Source organism: Actinomycetospora sp. NBC_00405 (genome assembly GCF_036044095.1).
GTDB lineage: Bacteria > Actinomycetota > Actinomycetes > Mycobacteriales > Pseudonocardiaceae > Actinomycetospora > Actinomycetospora callitridis.
The window spans coordinates 1,520,046-1,535,831 of the sequence record NZ_CP107938.1; the positions used below are offsets into that span (position 1 = coordinate 1,520,046).

Annotated in this window: 14 protein-coding genes; 8 read left to right on the forward strand and 6 right to left on the reverse strand. The window is 75.6% G+C overall.

All coding sequences use genetic code 11. From position 1 onward, the window contains the following. Positions 1 to 182: 182 nt before the first annotated feature. The 4 genes from OG774_RS07500 to OG774_RS07515 all read left to right on the forward strand — a co-directional run bounded on the left by OG774_RS07500 (position 183) and on the right by OG774_RS07515 (position 7,455). Complete coding sequence (locus tag OG774_RS07500) at positions 183 to 2,798, forward strand: LuxR C-terminal-related transcriptional regulator (RefSeq protein ID WP_328308150.1); 2,616 nt, start codon at positions 183 to 185, stop codon at positions 2,796 to 2,798. A gap of 415 nt (positions 2,799 to 3,213) precedes the next feature. Next, positions 3,214 to 4,521, forward strand: coding sequence for an MFS transporter (locus OG774_RS07505; RefSeq protein WP_328308152.1), 1,308 nt, complete (start codon positions 3,214 to 3,216; stop codon positions 4,519 to 4,521). Between the two features lie 7 nt (positions 4,522 to 4,528). Beyond that, complete coding sequence (locus OG774_RS07510; RefSeq protein WP_328308153.1) at positions 4,529 to 5,890, forward strand: LLM class flavin-dependent oxidoreductase; 1,362 nt, start codon at positions 4,529 to 4,531, stop codon at positions 5,888 to 5,890. A gap of 176 nt (positions 5,891 to 6,066) precedes the next feature. Beyond that, entirely contained in the window at positions 6,067 to 7,455 is a 1,389-nt protein-coding gene (locus OG774_RS07515; RefSeq protein ID WP_328308154.1) for a PP2C family protein-serine/threonine phosphatase, read from the forward strand. A 1-nt stretch (position 7,456) separates the two neighbouring features. Here OG774_RS07515 and OG774_RS07520 read toward each other — a convergent pair whose 3' ends face one another. Beyond that, complete coding sequence (locus OG774_RS07520) at positions 7,457 to 7,972, reverse strand: isochorismatase family protein (protein ID WP_328308155.1); 516 nt, start codon at positions 7,970 to 7,972, stop codon at positions 7,457 to 7,459. A gap of 54 nt (positions 7,973 to 8,026) precedes the next feature. Here OG774_RS07520 and OG774_RS07525 point away from each other — a divergent pair, with 54 nt between their 5' ends. Genes OG774_RS07525 through OG774_RS07535 form a run of 3 tightly spaced genes read left to right on the forward strand, consistent with a single transcriptional unit; the run spans position 8,027 to position 11,174 of the window. Beyond that, entirely contained in the window at positions 8,027 to 9,262 is a 1,236-nt protein-coding gene (locus tag OG774_RS07525) for an acyl-CoA dehydrogenase family protein (RefSeq protein ID WP_328308156.1), read from the forward strand. After that, complete coding sequence (locus OG774_RS07530) at positions 9,259 to 9,795, forward strand: adenylyltransferase/cytidyltransferase family protein (RefSeq protein WP_328308157.1); 537 nt, start codon at positions 9,259 to 9,261, stop codon at positions 9,793 to 9,795. Before OG774_RS07525 ends, OG774_RS07530 begins: the two co-directional genes overlap by 4 nt. Beyond that, positions 9,792 to 11,174 (forward strand): alkaline phosphatase family protein, encoded by a 1,383-nt coding sequence (locus OG774_RS07535; protein ID WP_328308158.1) that lies wholly within the window; start codon positions 9,792 to 9,794, stop codon positions 11,172 to 11,174. Before OG774_RS07530 ends, OG774_RS07535 begins: the two co-directional genes overlap by 4 nt. 60 nt (positions 11,175 to 11,234) lie before the next feature. Here the strand turns inward: OG774_RS07535 and OG774_RS07540 are convergent, their stop codons facing one another. The 5 genes from OG774_RS07540 to OG774_RS07560 form a co-directional block, all read right to left on the reverse strand. Further along, positions 11,235 to 11,651, reverse strand: coding sequence for an OsmC family protein (locus OG774_RS07540; RefSeq protein WP_328308159.1), 417 nt, complete (start codon positions 11,649 to 11,651; stop codon positions 11,235 to 11,237). A gap of 38 nt (positions 11,652 to 11,689) precedes the next feature. Further along, positions 11,690 to 11,986, reverse strand: a complete 297-nt coding sequence (locus OG774_RS07545; RefSeq protein WP_328308161.1) for a WhiB family transcriptional regulator — start codon at positions 11,984 to 11,986, stop codon at positions 11,690 to 11,692. 114 nt (positions 11,987 to 12,100) lie between these two features. Next, positions 12,101 to 12,961 carry an esterase/lipase family protein gene (locus tag OG774_RS07550; RefSeq protein WP_328308163.1) on the reverse strand — a complete coding sequence of 287 codons (861 nt, stop codon included), beginning with the start codon at positions 12,959 to 12,961 and terminating at the stop codon, positions 12,101 to 12,103. A 144-nt stretch (positions 12,962 to 13,105) separates the two neighbouring features. Then, positions 13,106 to 13,561 (reverse strand): MaoC family dehydratase, encoded by a 456-nt coding sequence (locus tag OG774_RS07555; RefSeq protein WP_274195263.1) that lies wholly within the window; start codon positions 13,559 to 13,561, stop codon positions 13,106 to 13,108. A 22-nt stretch (positions 13,562 to 13,583) separates the two neighbouring features. After that, entirely contained in the window at positions 13,584 to 14,468 is an 885-nt protein-coding gene (locus OG774_RS07560; RefSeq protein WP_328308166.1) for an SDR family oxidoreductase, read from the reverse strand. A gap of 88 nt (positions 14,469 to 14,556) precedes the next feature. On the opposite strand from OG774_RS07560, the gene OG774_RS07565 reads away from it, so the two are divergent. Then, entirely contained in the window at positions 14,557 to 15,738 is a 1,182-nt protein-coding gene (locus tag OG774_RS07565; RefSeq protein ID WP_328308168.1) for an MFS transporter, read from the forward strand. The last annotated feature ends 48 nt before the right edge of the window (positions 15,739 to 15,786 follow it).

Genomic DNA, 15,786 nt, shown 5'->3' on the forward strand with positions numbered 1-15,786 from the left:
CGGGCTCGCAGACGGACGATCGACCACCTGTTCGGGCGTCACCAAGCCGGGAGAACCGGGTGCGACACACGTGGCAACCCGCGAAATCCGACCTGATCAGTCGGCAGGCTGGGGATCCACGCGACCCTCCGGCGCGCTAGAACAGGCCTGACGACTGAACCAGACCGGTCGCGGGGGGTGGCATGCGCCGAGCGAAGATCACCGTGCCGCTCCGGCCGCCCGGCTTCGTGGAACGTCCGTCCGTGCGGGCGGCCCTGGAGGCCCAGAGCGTTCCCCGCGAGCGCGGTCGCGTCGTGCTCGTCAGCGCGCCGGCCGGGTACGGCAAGACGGCCGCGGTCACCGACTGGGTCCGGGCCGACCCGGACGTCGCCGCGGCGTGGGTGGGGCTCGACGCAGGCGACCGCGACGAGCGCCGGTGGTGGACCTCCGTGCTCGCCGCCCTGACGGTCTGCCCGGCCGTGGCCGAGGACAGCCCGCTGCACCGGGTCGCGCCCTCGTGGAGCGACGACTCCGCGCGCGTCGAGACCGTCTCCGCCATCCTCGAGGCGCTCGAGGCCATGACCGTCCGGGTCCGGCTGGTCCTCGACGACCTCCAGACGATCGCCGACCACGGCGCCCTGACCGGCCTGCAGGAGCTCCTGCGCCATCCCCTCCCGATGCTCACGATCGTGCTGTGCAGCCGGTACGACCCGCCCGTGGGGATCGACCGGCTGCGGCTCGACGACCGGTTCGGGGAGGTGCGCGCCGATCAGCTCGCGTTCACCGAGCCGCAGGCGGCGGAGCTGTTCCGTCGTGAGGGGCTCGATCTCGACGACGACCAGACCGCGACGCTCGTCGCCCGCACCGAGGGCTGGGTCGCTGCCCTGCGTCTCGCCAGCCTGTCCCTGCACCGCCGCGACGACCCGGCCGCCTTCGTCCGCGAGTTCGCCGGCGACGACCGGTCCGTGGCCGACTACCTCGTCGGCGAGGTCCTGGCCCACCTCGGGGAGCGGGAGCACGCGGTCCTCGCCGCCGCGACGGTGACCTCGCCGATGCACCTCGACCTCGCCGTCGCCCTCACCGGCCACGACGACGCCGGCGACGTCCTCGACGGGCTCGCGACGAGCACCGCCATGGTGACCGCCACCGACCGGCGTCGCGAGTACTACCGCGTGCACGAGCTGCTGCGGTCCCACACGCTCGCCCGGCTGCGGCGCGGTCAGCCGGAGCACCTCCGCGGCCTCTACCGGCGGGCCGCCGAGTGGCACGACGCCCGCGGCGACCACGTCGAGGCCCTCCGGTGCGCGGGCCTCGCGGGCGACGTCGAGGCCACCGAGCTCCTGGTCCGGACCCGCGCCGTCGAGCTCCTCGGACGCGGGGAGTTCACCGCCCTGGCGCGGTCCGAGCAGCTGATCGGGGCCGCCGCCGATCCCCGGGTCGGTCTCCTGCTCGGCCTCGCGGCCCTCGAGAACGGCGACCTCGGCCGGGCCGACGAGCTCGTCGCCGCAGCCGCGGCCGGGGCCCCCGGCGACGAGTGCGACGACGTCGCCGTCCTCCGCCGGGCCGTGACCATCCGGGCCTCCCTCGCGCGGGGACGCCCGGACGACGTGGGGGCCGCCGCCCGGGCGATCCGGCCGGAGGTCGTGGAAGGCGCCCCGCTGCGGGCCCTGGCGCTGATGGCGCGCGCCAGCGGGCTGGTGGACGGCGAGCCGGACCAGGCGCGCCGCGACGCCACCGAGGCGCTGGCCCTGGCCGAGCGGCACGACTGGCCGTACCTCGCGGTGCAGGCCCAGAGCACCCTGGGCCTGGCTCGGTCCCTGGGCGGCGACCGGTCGGGGTCCCGCGCCCACGCCCGGGCCGCGATCGTCCGCGCGACGAGCCACGGCTGGAGCCTGAGCCCCGGCCACCTGCGGGCCCGGGTGCTGATGGCCACGGACGAGATCCTGGGTGGCCGCCCCGAGGCCGCGCTCACGCACCTCCACGCCGCCGAGGACGCCCGCGACCGCGCGCACCCCGACGTGGCGTCGGCGCTCGGGACGCTGCGCGCCGCCGCCGACCACGACACCGGCCTGCCGCTCGCCGGCTGGCAGGGCATGCGCCACGCACGGATGGCGGCCGTCGACCTCGCCCTGCCCATCCCGCAGGTCGCTCTCGCGGCCGTCCTCGAGCAGCACGCGGCCCTCGGCCTCGGCCGGGCCCGGGAGGCCGGTGAGGTCACGCGGGCCGTCGCCCCCCGACTGGTGGGGTCCGCCGAGGCGGCGCTGCTCCACGCGCGGCTGCTGTGGGTGACCGCGCGCGACCCCGGCGCGCGCAGGCTCCTCGCCCCGGTGTTCGCCCGGCGGCTCCGTCTCCTGACCTCGCTCGGCATCGTCGAGCCGCTCCTGGTCGACGCCGAGATCGCCGCGACGCTCGAGGAGCACGCCCACGTCCACGAGCAGCTGCGCCGCGCGTTGCGCCTCGCCGCCCGGTTCGACCTCCTGCGCCCGCTCCGAGCGCTCGCCGAACCCCTGCGAGCCCACCTCGCGGCCCACCAGGGGGCGTTCGGCGCCCTGGATCCCCTGGTCGACGACGTGCTCGCCCACCGTCCGGATGATCTCGAGGCGGTCCGGGACCCCCTCACCGACCGCGAACGCGCGGTGCTCGCCTTCCTCCCGAGCCAGCGCTCGTCGGTCGAGATCGCCCAGGACCTCGCCGTCTCCCTGAACACGATCAAGACCCATCAGCGCGCGATCTACCACAAGCTCGGCGTCGGGAGCCGTCGCGAGGCCGTGGCCCGCGCCCGCCAGATCGGCCTCATCGACGCCCCGCGGACGACCTGACCCCGGGTCACGCGCTGCGGTGAGGACCACCCACCGGCGTCCCACCATGATCGTGCGTCACCGGCCTGCTCGCGGTCCTCGTCGGCGCGTTCGCGGGCGGGCTGCTCGGCGCGATCACCGCCCTCCCGGTCACCGCGGCCGGCAAGGTGATCCTGTCAGGCCCTCGCGGAGCGGCGACGGGACGACCCGCGCTCGCCGGGGCCGCGACCCCGGCGGAGACGTGACGCTGCTCCCCGGCGGTTGACTCGCCGGGTCTGGGGTCGCGAACATCCCCCGCCATGGGTGAGCGCAGGGTGCTGACGTGGCGACTCCACGTCGACCTCATGCGCGTCGTCAGCTCCGGCTGTCGCTGACACACGAGCCCGGCGCCGGGCTCACGACGCCTCCCCGTCCCTCCCCCGTCCCGGGAGCCCGTGTGTCCACGACCGCCAGCCCACTGCCGACCGAGTCGGCCCACACCCCGCGCCGCGTCGCCCTCGCGAGCGCCATCGGCACCACGATCGAGTGGTACGACTTCTACCTCTACGCCACGGCCACGGCCCTGGTGTTCAACCAGCTGTTCTTCCCGTCGATCAGCCCGACGGCCGGCACGCTGGCGGCGTTCGCGACCTACGCGGCGGGCTTCGGCGCCCGCCCGATCGGCGCGGTGATCTCGGGTCACCTCGGCGACCGGCTCGGACGCAAGGCCGTGCTCATCGCGGCGCTGGTGACGATGGGCGTCGCCACCACGGCGATCGGGCTGCTGCCCACCTACGCCACGATCGGCGTCTGGGCGCCGGCGCTGCTGGTGGTCCTGCGGATCGTCCAGGGCCTCGCCGTCGGCGGCGAGTGGGCGGGCGCGGCGATCCTCGCCGTCGAGCACGCCCCGCAGCGGCGCCGCGGGTTCTTCGGCAGCTTCACCCAGCTCGGGTCGCCGGCCGGGATGCTGCTCGCCACCGGCTCGCTGTTCGGAGTCCGTGTGATCGCCGGCGACGAGGCGTTCCTGGCCTGGGCGTGGCGTCTGCCCTTCGTCGCGAGCATCGTGCTCGTCGGCGTCGGGCTGTTCATCCGGCTGCGCATCCAGGACGCCCCCGAGTTCCGGGCCCTGCGCGAGCGCGGCGACGTCGCCCGCCTCCCGGTCGTCGAGGTGCTGCGCGCCGCGCCGCGCGACGTCGTCCTCACCACCGGGCTGCGGCTCTCGCAGATCGCCCTGTTCGTCCTGCTCACGACCTACGGCCTGACCTACATCGCCGGGGAGCTGGGCAAGGCCAGCAGCGCGGGCCTGCTCGCGGTGGTCATCACCTCGGCGCTGGGGCTCGCGACGACGCCGCTGTGGGCGGTCCTGTCCGACCGGATCGGCCGGCGGACGCCCTACCTCGTCGGCTCGGTCGGCGGCACGATCACGTTGACCCTGTTCTTCCTCGCGGTCGGCACGGGCTCGACGACGTTGATCGTCCTGGCGATGGTGCTCGGCATCAACGTCACCCACGACGCGATGTACGGGCCGCAGGCGGCGTGGTTCGCCGAGCTGTTCTCGACGCGCCTGCGCTACAGCGGCGCCTCGCTCGGCTACGGCATCGGATCCGTCGTCGCGGGCGGGTTCGCGCCGCTCGTGGCCGCCGCACTCGTCGGCGCGACGGGCTCGTTCTGGCTGGTCGTGGCGTTCCTCGCGGTGCTGTCGGTGCTCACGACGGCCGCCGCCCTGCTGGCGCGGGAGACTGCGCTCGAGCCGCTCGCACCCTAGGAGGCACGTGTCCCGCCGCATCCACCTCAACGCGTTCGCCATGAACTGCGCCGGCCACCAGTCGGCGGGGCTGTGGCGCCACCCGCGCGACGAGGGGTTCCGCTACACCGACGTCGAGCACTGGGTGGGCCTCGCCCGGGTGCTCGAGGACGCCGGGTTCGACGCGCTGTTCCTGGCCGACGTGCTGGGGATCTACGACGTCTACGGCGGCTCGCGGGACGGCGCGCTGCGCGCCGGCACCCAGGTCCCGCTCGGCGATCCGATGCTGCCCGTTCCGGCGATGGCCGCGGCGACGTCGCGGCTGGGGTTCGGCATCACGGTGTCGGTGAGCTACGAGCACCCCTACGCCCTGGCCCGCCGCTTCACGACGCTCGACCACCTGACGAAGGGCCGCGTGGCCTGGAACGTCGTCACCGGCTACCTGGCGAGCGCGGCGGCGAACCTCGGGCTGGGCGACCAGCTGGCCCACGACCAGCGCTACGAGATGGCCGAGGAGTACCTGGAGGTCTGCTACAAGCTCTGGGAGGGCTCCTGGGACGACGACGCCGTCGTGCGCGACGCCGAGCGCGGGGTCTACACCGACCCGGCGAAGGTCCACGACATCGGCCACCACGGCACCTGGTTCGACGTGCCGGGCCCGTTCCTCTGCGAGCCCTCGGCACAGCGCACCCCGGCGATCTTCCAGGCCGGCGCGTCGCCGCGGGGCCTGGCGTTCGCCGGGCGGCACGCCGAGGCGGTGTTCGTCTCGGGGCCGTCGACGACGGTGGTGGCGAAGTCGGTGGCCGGCATCCGCGCCGCGGCGGCGGAGGCCGGCCGCGACCCGGAGTCGGTGACGGTGTTCGTGCAGCTCGCGCCGGTGGTGGCCGAGACCTCGGAGCAGGCGCGGGCGCAGTACGAGGAGTACCTCGCGGTGGCCTCCACCGAGGGCGCGCTCGCGCTCTTCGGCGGCTGGACGGGCCTCGACCTGTCCGGCGTCGACCCGCACGAGCCCCTGCGCCACGTCGAGACCGATGCGGGCCGCTCCGCGCTCGCGTCGTTCACCAGCGACGACCCGGACCGGGAGTGGACGCTCGCCGAGGTCACAGCGCACCTCGCCGTCGGGGGCCGCGGTCCGGTGGCGGTGGGCTCGCCGGGCGAGGTCGCCGACGAGATGGAGCGCTGGGTCGACGAGACCGGCGCCGACGGCTTCAACCTCGCCTACGCGGTCACGCCGGGCACGTTCGTCGACGTCGCGGAGCTCGTCGTGCCCGAGCTGCGGCGCCGCGGACGGATGCCCGCCACCCCGGCGACCGGGACGCTGCGCGAGGTCCTCGGCGGGGCGGGCCCCCGGGTCGCGGACTCCCATCCGGCAGCTGCGTACCGGCGCTGAGCCGCAGGGAGCAACGCCGCGCCGAGGCGTCGCCTCGGGCGACGGGAAGGGCCGGCGCCTGGAATGATTGTGCGCGACCGTCGTGGGTAAATCGGTCGCGTCGGTCGCGCACAGCGAGGTCGTCAGGCACTCAAGCCGTCGTCAGGCAGCCGAGCCGCGTCAGGGAGGTGGAGAAGGTGAGTGGTGACGTCGAAGAGCACCGATCCCCCGTCCCGACCCCGCCGCCCGACCCGGCGGAGCCGTTCGACCGCCTGACCGAGCTGGCCTGCGACGTCGCGGCCGCCCCGATCGCCCTGGTGAGCCGCCTCGATGACGACGGCGTCCGGGTGTGGCACGCGGCCCCCGGCGCGGACGCGATCGACCGGGAGGTGCCGGTCGCCGAGACCCTCTGCCGGCTCGTCGCCGACGCGCAGCGCCCCGTCGTCGTCCCCGACGCCGACGGCGCCTCCCGCGACGGGGAGTCCGGCGCCGTGCTCGCCGTCGGCATCCGCGCGTGGGCGGGATTCCCGATCCGCGACACGGACGGCGCCGTGCTCGGCTCGCTCACGGTCGTCGACACCCACGCGCGACCCTGGACCGACGAGCAGGTCCGCCGGCTCGCCGGGATCGCCCGGGCGGCCGGGGACGAGATGGCCCTGCGCGCCGACCTCGACGTCTCGCAGCGCTCGGCCGACGAGCTCGCCCACCGGCTGTTGGTCTCCGACCGCGCCGCCCGCGCCTCCGACCGGGACGCCCGCCGGGCCTACGACCGCGCCGAGCGCGCCGACGCCCTCGCCAACGCCGCCCGCCGGCAGGCGGGTGCCGCGGTCGAGCTCGCCGAGACGCTGCAGCAGTCCCTGACGCCCCAGCACCCCCCGCGCGTCCCCGGCATGGAGATCGCCGCGCGGCACCGGGGCCCCACCGACGGGCACTCGTACAGCGGCGAGGTCCTCGGCGACTTCTACGACGTGTTCGCCACGCCCACGGGCTGGGGCGTCGTCGTCGGCGACGTCTGCGGGCACGGCGCCGACGCCGCCCGCACCACGGCGCTGGCCCGCTCCACGGCCCGCGCCCTCGGGCACAGCGAGCCCGACCCGGCCCTCGTGCTCACCGCCGTCAACGGCGTCCTGCACGACTGGTTCGACACCGCGCGGAGCTTCGTCACCGCCGTCTACGCCCAGATCACCGACCACGACGCCCCCGAGCCCGCGGGACTGACCGTCCAGCTCGCCGCCGCCGGGCACCCGCCGGGGGTCGTCTGGCATCCCGGGGGTGAGGTCACCGAGCTCGACGGCGGCGGGCGCGTGCTCGGTATCCGCGCCGAGGCCGACGTCGCCAGCCAGACGATCACGCTGCCGCCGGGCGCGGCGCTCGTGCTCCACACCGACGGGGTCACCGAGGCCCGCGCGGCGGGCAGGCGGGAGCAGTTCGGGGAGGACCGGCTGCGTCAGGCCCTCGAGGCGCTGCCGGCCGGGGCCCACGCCGACGCCGTCGCGGACGCCGTCCTGGCGGCCGTCGACGTGCACACCGACGGGCACCGCGACGACGACACGCTCCTGCTCGTCGTCCGCTCCCCCGGCGCCTGACTCAGCGGATCAGCTTCTGGACGTCGCGGAAGGCGGCGTGGTCGCTGTCGTGCAGCCACTCGAACAGCACCATCTCGGTGGTGACGACGTCGACGCCGTGCGCGCGCATGCGTTCGAGGGCCCGGCCGTGGTTCGCCGGGGCGCGGCTGCCGACGGCGTCGGCGACGACGGCGACGTCCCGTCCGGCGGCGCGCAGGGCGAGCACGGTCTGCAGCACGCACACGTGGGCCTCGCAGCCCGCGACGACGATCGTCCCCGGGCCGGGGTCGACGTTCGCGGCGAAGGACGTCTTCGGCTGCGCGGGACGGGGCAGCAGGTCGGCGATCTCGCCGACGGTGGGGCCGAGGCCCGCCGGGTTCTGCTCGGTGGCGTGGACGTCGACGCCGGTCAGGCCGGCGCCGTGGACGAGGCGGGCGGCGTTCTGCACCACCTCCGCCCCCGCGCTGATGGCCGGCATCAGGCGTTCCTGCAGGTCGACGACGAGCAGGACCGAGGACCCGGCGGACAGCAGCGGCATGCCCCGACCCTAGGACGGTTGACGCGGCACCCCCACCGGCCGTAGGGCATGACCGTGACGATCTCCCCCGCCGGCGCCACCGACCGCGTCGCCGACTACACCACGCGGTTCGCCGCCTTCCTCGCCGCGGAGGTCGAGCCCCTGGAGGCCGACCTCGCCCGCCGGGACGTCGGCTCGCCCTGGAACCCACGCCTCGACGAGGCCGGCCGCATGCACCCCGCCGTCTGGGAGGCGCGCCGGGAGGTCCAGCGCCGCTCGGCCGCGGCCGGGCTCTACAACCCGCACGTGCCGAGCGGTGGCGGCTTCACCCGGGCCGAGATGCAGCACGTCGAGGAGTTCGTCTACCGGCACTCGGGTCTCGGGCTGGGGCTGGCGGCGCTGGGCTGGACCGAGGGCGCCAACCCGGCGATCGAGCACTGCTCCGACGCCGCCCGCGAACGGTGGCTCGAGCCGCTGCTGGCCGGCGAGATCACCGCGGCGTTCGCCAACACCGAGATCTCCGTCGGCACCGACGTCCTGGCGATGGAGACCCATGCGCGCCGCGACGGCTCGGACTGGATCCTCGACGGCACCAAGGCCTGGATCACCAACGCCCACTTCGCCGACGTCGTCCAGGTCACCGCGGTCACCGAGCCCGGCGCCGGCACCCGGTCGCTGTCGATGTTCCTCGTCGACGCGAGCGCCCGCGGGTTCTCCCGCGGACGCGACATCCCGACGATGCTCGACGACGGCCTCACCGGCGAGCTGCACCTCGACGGCGTGCGGGTGCCGGCCGAGAACGTCGTCGGCGAGGTGGGCGACGGGTTCGCGCTGGCCATGGCCTGGATCAACTGGCGACGCCTCTGCCGGGGCGGGATGTGCGCGGGCTGGGGCGAGTGGCTGCTGGCGCGGGCGATCGACCGCGCCCGGGAGCGGACCTCGGGCGGGCGGCCGATCGCCGAGCTTCAGGCGGTGCAGCACATGCTCGCCGACATGGACGCCGACGTGTACGCGGCGCGGGCGGCGTCGCTGCAGGCGCAGACCGAGCTCGACGCGATGCCCGGCGGCGCCTTCGGGATCCCGCTGCACGCCGATGCGCCGCGTCTCATGAGTCTGGTCAAGGTGATCAACGACGAGGCGTTCTTCCGCGTCGCCGACCGCGCCGTCCAGGTGCACGGCGGCACCGGCCTGCGGCTCGGCTCGCCGGAGGAGAAGCTCTTCCGCCTCGCCCGCAACCTGAAGATCCCTGCGGGCACGGTGGAGATCCAGCGCAACGCGATCGCGCGCGGGCTGCTCCGGCGAGGGCGATGAGACTCCGCCCCCGCGGTCTGGCCGCGGTCACCGGACGCTTCCAGCCGGTCCACCACCAGCACCTCGAGCTGTTCGCGCTGGCGCTCGCCGAGCACGACCACCTCGTCGTCGCCGTCACCAACCCCGACTCCGGGGCCCGCCACGAGGCAGAGACGTCGACGCACCGTCACACCGACGCGGCCAACCCGTTCACCTACTTCGAGCGCCTGCGGCTGCTGCGCGCGGCCCTCGCCGGGGCGGGGCTGGCCGACCGCGCCTCCGTCGTGCCGTTCGACCTCACCCGCCCGCAGCTGTGGCCGGAGTACGTCCCGCTCGGGGCCCGCCACTTCGTGCGCGCCTTCTCGGCGTGGGAGAAGGACAAGGCGGGCCGGCTCGCCGACGGCGGCTACGCGGTGACGGTGGTCGACGGCGATCCCGCGACCAAGCTCGACGCCGCCGCGATCCGCGACGGCTTCGCCGACGGGACGTGGGAGGCGATGGCGCTCCCGTCGACGGTGCCGGTGCTGCGGGAGCTCCTGGCGGCGCGACCGTGAGGTCGCCCGGGTACGGCGAGACCCAGCCGCGTCTCGACGACGACCGGCTGCCCTTGGTGCTCGTCGTCCTCGACGGGCTGGGCGACCGCCCGGTGCCCGAGCTCGGCGGGCGCACGCCCTCCGAGGCCGCGGACACGCCCGTCCTCGATGCGCTGGCGGCCCGCGGGGCGTCCGGCTGGCACCTGCCCTTCGGCTGGGGTCGCGCGCCGTCGTCCGAGCTCGCGCACTGGGCGATGTTCGGGTTCGCCGACGTGCCGTTCCCCGGCCGCGCGGTGCTGGAGGCCCTCGGCGCGGGCGTCGACGTGCCGGCCGGGGTCGCGGTCACCCACGCGGCGCTGCGGACGGCGCAGACCGACGAGGCAGGCCGGGTCTGGATCACCGGGCGGGTCGGGCCCGACGACACCGACGACGCGGCGCGGCTGCTCGACGACCTGACCGGGCTCGCCCGGCGGCACGACGCGCAGCTCACCCCGCTCCCCCGTCGCGGCGAGGCGCTGCTGGCGCTCACCGGCCACGCGAGCGGCGCCGTCACCGACTCGGACCCGTTCTTCGAGGACCGCCACCCGTGGCTGCGGGTGCTGCCCCTGTCCGACGGGCCCGAGGCCCCCGAGGCCGCCCCGACGGCCGCGGCCCTGGAGGCGCTGCTGCGCGACGCCCGCGCCGCCCTGCGCGCCCACCCCGTCAACCGCGCCCGCGCCGACCGCGGTCTCCCGACGCTGGAGGTGCTCACGACGAAGTGGTCGGGCGCGCGGTCGGCGGTCCCGTCGTTCACGGAGCACAACGGCGTCGCCGGCGCCGCGGTGACCAGCACCGGGCTCTACCGGGGCCTCGCCTCCGTGCTCGGGATGGCGTCCCGGCACCTGCGGCCCGGCGAGGACGTGACGGCGGATCTCCGAGCTCGCCTGGCCGCGACGGACGAGCTGATCGACGCCGGCGCGCGCTTCGTCCACGTCCACATCAAGGCCACCGACGACGCCGGGCACACGAAGCGGCCGCGGGCGAAGCTCGACGTCCTCGAGGCCGCCGATCGCGGGCTCGCCGGCCTGCTCGACCGGGCCGATCGCGCGGTCGTCGCGGTCACCGGCGACCACGCCACCCCGTCCACCGGCGGGGTGCTGCACACCGGCGACCCGACCCCGCTCGTCGTCGCCGGCCCGACGGTGCGCCCCGACGCGGTCACCGCGTTCGGCGAGGCGCCCGCCCACGCCGGCTGGTACGGCGTCGTCACGGCCCGGGAGCTGCTCCCGCTGCTGATGGGCCATGCGAACCGGGCCGCGTTCCTCGGGCACCGCGCCGGCCCCCGGCGCACCGTCGCCCTGCCCGACGACCCGGAGCCGATGCTCGACCCCGGCCCGACCCCGTGCACCCCTGACCCGTGAGTGATGTTCACGGCCATAGCCGGGAACATCACTCACGTAGGGGGGCCGCGAGGGGGCCGGTCATCCCCGTGGCTCGGGCCCCACGTCCAGGCGCGTGACGATCACCAGTGCGTCCTGGAGCAGGACGGTGACCGGGGTGGAGTCGACCACCGCGGCGAGCTGGGTGCGCAGGTCCTGGTCGAGGTCGGCGACCAGACCGACGCGCCGGTGCACCGTCGGCGGGTGGCCGGCCTCGAGCGCGACGTCGACCTCCACGTCGCACGCCTCGACGTCGTGGCGCTGCAGGAACGTGCGCACCGACATCGCGGTGCACGACGACAACGACGCCGCGAGCAGCCCGAAGGCCGTCGCGCCCTCGGGCTCGCCGTCGCCGGTCGGCACGACGCAGTCGAGCGCGGCCCCGTTCACGTCGAGCGACACCACACGTCCGTCACCCTCCGGGAGGCGACCCCGGGCCCACGCCGCCGGCGCGTCCATGGCTCCCACCTTTCCACGGGTCGCTCGCGGGAGTTCGTTCAGGCGGAGCGATCGTGGTGACGGGCACGGGCGAGGTGCTCGCGCCGCTCCTGCTCGCTCTCCCCGCCCCAGACGCCGTACGGCTCCTCGACCCGCCGGGCCCAGTCACGGCAGGGTTCGCGCACCGGGCAGCCCGCGCAGATGCTCGCGGCCGCCGCGACGCGTTGGCTGCGCCGGGGGTCGCGTTCGCCGTCGGGATGGAAGAAGACCTCGGAGTTCATGCCGCGGCACGCGGCGTGGAGCTGCCAGTCCCAGTGGTCGTTGATCGCCCACGGCAGCCGGGAGACATCAGCCATTGATGACCACCTCCTACCGACCGTCGTACACCTCGGCGGCGAGCGTGGCGCTGTAATCCACGTCTCGCGCGCCGAGGCGTCTGCGACGGACCGGTCGTGGGCAACCGGCTTGGTTCAGGCGGCGGCGGCGACCGTCGGATCCGGGGCCTGGCGGCGGCCCCGACGACGCCCGACGACGCCTGTCGAGAGCGCGTGCCCCCACGCGAACGGGCGCCAGTCCTCGAGGCGAACCTCGAGGCGGTCGACCACCGCGACGAGTGCCGCCGGGTTGTGGGTGAGCCCGCAGTGGCTGCTCGGGACGACCACGTTCTCGCAGAGCTCGTCGTCGTCCAGCCGGCAGCCGTCGCCGTGCAGGAGGCCGTCCCACGTCGAGTAGATCGCCACCGAGCGCACGGGCACCGGGCGCCGGACCAGGTCGACGACCTCGCCCGTGCGGTCCGAGAAGCCCCAGTGCTGCTCGGCGAGGCGGAACGCGGCGGTCACCCGGTTCTCCTCGGCCTCCGCGCGCCACGGGGACCCGAGGCAGACGATGCGCTCGACGGCGTCCGGGCGGACGTGCGCGAGCCAGCGGGCCATGAGCCCGCCGAGGCTCCAGCCCACGATCGCGATCGGGCGCCCGTGGCGGGCGTGGAGCTCGTCGAAGCGCGCGAGCAGCCCGTCGAGGATCGTGTCGGTGAAACCCTGGTTGAGGCCGAGGGTCCACCGGTGGGTGTGGAAGCCGCGGTTGCGCAGGTGCGCCCGCAGCGCGCCCGTGGCGAGATCGCTGGTGAGGAACCCGGGCAGCACGAGCACGGGCTGGCCGTTGCCGCGGCCGCTGCCGGGCAGGACGTGCCGGACCGCGTGCCACGCGGCGGTCTCGACCGACGCACGTCCGAGATCGGTGACCGTGAGCCACCAGGCCGGGAAGGGGAGGAATGCACCGGCAGGGCCGGCCTCGGGACGCCGCGTCGTCGACGTCGATCTGGGGGCGTCCATCACGACCACCTCCTCGCGCGGAGTCGCCACGACGCGACTCCGTGTGGTCGTCAGATACCCGAACCCGAGTCCAGACACGCCCGTGCGGGTCGCGACCGACCCGATCGGTGCGGCGTGGGTCGGTGTAGGTCGGTGCGGCGCGGGTCAGAAGTACGCGCGGGTGACCAGGTCGGCGACGCAGGCCGGCTTGGTCGAGCCCTCGACCTCGATGGTCACGCGGGTGACCAGCTGCAGCCCGTCGTCGCCGACGTCGGTGGCGTCGACGAGCGTCGAGCGCGCCCGCACCCGCGTCCCGGACCGCACGACGTTCGGGAAGCGCACGCGCTCGAGCCCGTAGTTCAGGCCCATCCGCGTGCCCTCGACGCGGCGCAGGCCGTCGAGCAGCAGCGGGAGGAGCGAGAGCGTCAGGAAACCGTGCGCGACCGTCGCGCCGTACGGCCCGGTGGCGGACCGGTCGGCGTCGACGTGGATCCACTGGTGGTCGCCGGTGACCTCGGCGAAGCCGTCGATGCGGTCCTGGCCGATCTCCAGCCACTCCCCCGGCCCGAGCTCGCGGCCCAGTGAGGCGACGAGCTCGTCACGCCCGTGGAAGGTCTCCATGCGGCATTCCTACCGCGCGGGCCTACGCGCGCGCCGCACGGATCGCGTCGACGAGCGAGGTCGGTGCGCGCCCCAGCAGGTTCTCGAGCGCCGGGCTGTCGGTCTCCAGCTCGCCGCGTGCGGTCGAGAGCTCGAGGGACGTCACGAAGCCCGCCGTGCCCTCGTCCATGCCGGCCGCGCGCAGGATATCGGTGTACTCCTCGGCCGGGACGTCGCGGTAGACGACCTTCGTGCCGGTGGTCTCGGTGATCGCCTCGGCGAGCTCGGTCATGGAGAACGCCGGCCCGCCGAGCTCCCAGTAGCCCTGCTGATCGGCGATGTCGCCGGTGAGCAGCGAGACCGCGGCCTCGGCGTAGTCGGCGCGCGTGGCGGCCGAGACGCGCCCGTCGCCCGCGGCGCCGACGATCTCGCCGCGCTCGAGGTACTGGTCGAGGCGGCCGGTGTAGATCTCGACGTACCAGCCGTTGCGGGCCACCGCGAAGGGCAGGCCGGAGGCCTGGAGGACGTCCTCGGTGCCGGCGTGCTCGGGCGCCAGCGCGAGCTCGGTCTCGTCGGCGCGGAGCACGCTCGTGTAGACGACGAAGCCGACGTCGGCGGCGTCCGCGGCCCGGATGACGTTGCCGTGCTGGGTGAGGCGCTCGCCGACCGTGGGGCTGGAGACGAGCAGCAGGCGCTCGATGCCCTCGAGGGCGGCGTCGAGCGTCTCCGGACGGTCGTAGTCGGCCTCGCGGACGCCGACGCCGAGAGCGGCCAGCTCCTCGGCCCTGGCGGTGTCCCGCACGAGCGCGAAGACGTTGCGGGCCGGGACGCCGTGGCGCAGCAGGGCGTCGACGGCGAGGCGGCCGAGGTGACCGGTCGCGCCGGTGACGGCGTACGTGGCGGTGGGAAGGACGGGTGCCTCGCTCATGGTCGCCAGTGTGCCCGTGCGCCTCGCCGTCCAGACGTCACGGTCCGCCAGGGGTACAGGACGCGAGACGGCGGGCACCATGGAGGCGATGACGGTGGCGACGAGGGGCGGCGTCGCCACCTACGGAGCGGTGCTGCGCCTGCCGGGTCTCACGCCCTTGGTGACGGTCGGGTTCGCGGCCCGCATCCCGGCCACCGCGACCGCCGTCGTGCTCACCCTGCACGTCGCGGTGGGCCTCGACGCCGGGTTCGCCGCCGCGGGCCTGGTCGGCGGGTCGGTGACGGCCGGCATCGCGCTCGGGGCCCCGCTCCTGGGCCGGCTGCTGGACCGTCGCGGCCTGCGTCCCGTCCTGCTGGTCTGCGGGCTCGCGCAGGCCGCGTTCTGGGGTGTCGCCTCCCTGCTGCCGGTGGCGACGCTCGCCCCGACCGCGTTCGCGGCCGGGATGCTCATGCCGCCCGCGTTCTCGGCGGTGCGCCAGTCCATCTCCGCCTCGGTGCCCGACGAGCACCAGCGCCCCGCGTTCGCCCTCGACGCGATGTCCACCGAGGTCGCCTACGCGGTGGGCCCGGCGCTCGGCACCCTCGTGGCGATCGCCCTGCCCGGCCGTCCCGGTCTGTGGGCCGTGGGCGGGGCGTTCGTCCTCGCCTCGGCCGCGCTGGCCCGGCTCAACCCGCCACTACGCCTGCCGGGCACCGCCGGCGAGGACCGGACGGCGCCCCCGGTGCGCTCGTGGCTGCGCGGCCCGATGCTCGTCGCCCTGGCCTCGACGGGGGCGGCGATCCTCATGCTCACGGCCACCGAGCTCGCCGTCGTCGCCGGCCTGACCGCCCGCGGGGAGACGGCCTGGTTCGCGCTGGCCAACGCCGTGTGGTGCGCCGCGTCGCTCACCGGGGGCTGGATCTACGGCGGGGCCCGGCGCCCGCCCCCGACCGCGGTGCTGCTGGCCCTGCTCGCGCTCGGGTCGCTGCCGGTCGCGCTGGGCGGGCCCTGGTGGACCGTGACGCTCCTGCTGATCCCGGCCGGCGCCTTCTGCGCGCCGGCGCTGGCGTCGGCCACCGAAACCGTGGGCCGCCTGGCCCCCGACGGCGCGCGGGGCGTCGCCATCGGGCTGCACAGCTCCGCGCTCATGGCGGGCGCGGCGATCGCCTCGCCCCTGTCCGGCGTCCTGATCGACACCGTCGCAGCGGCGGCCGCGATCGCCGCCGCGGCGGCGGTCACCCTCGCGGTGGCGGTCGCCGCGGCCGCGGTCACGCGCGCCCGCACCCGGTGACACAGTCAGTTCCGACTGTTTATGGTGCGCGGGAGCACCTCGTCGACC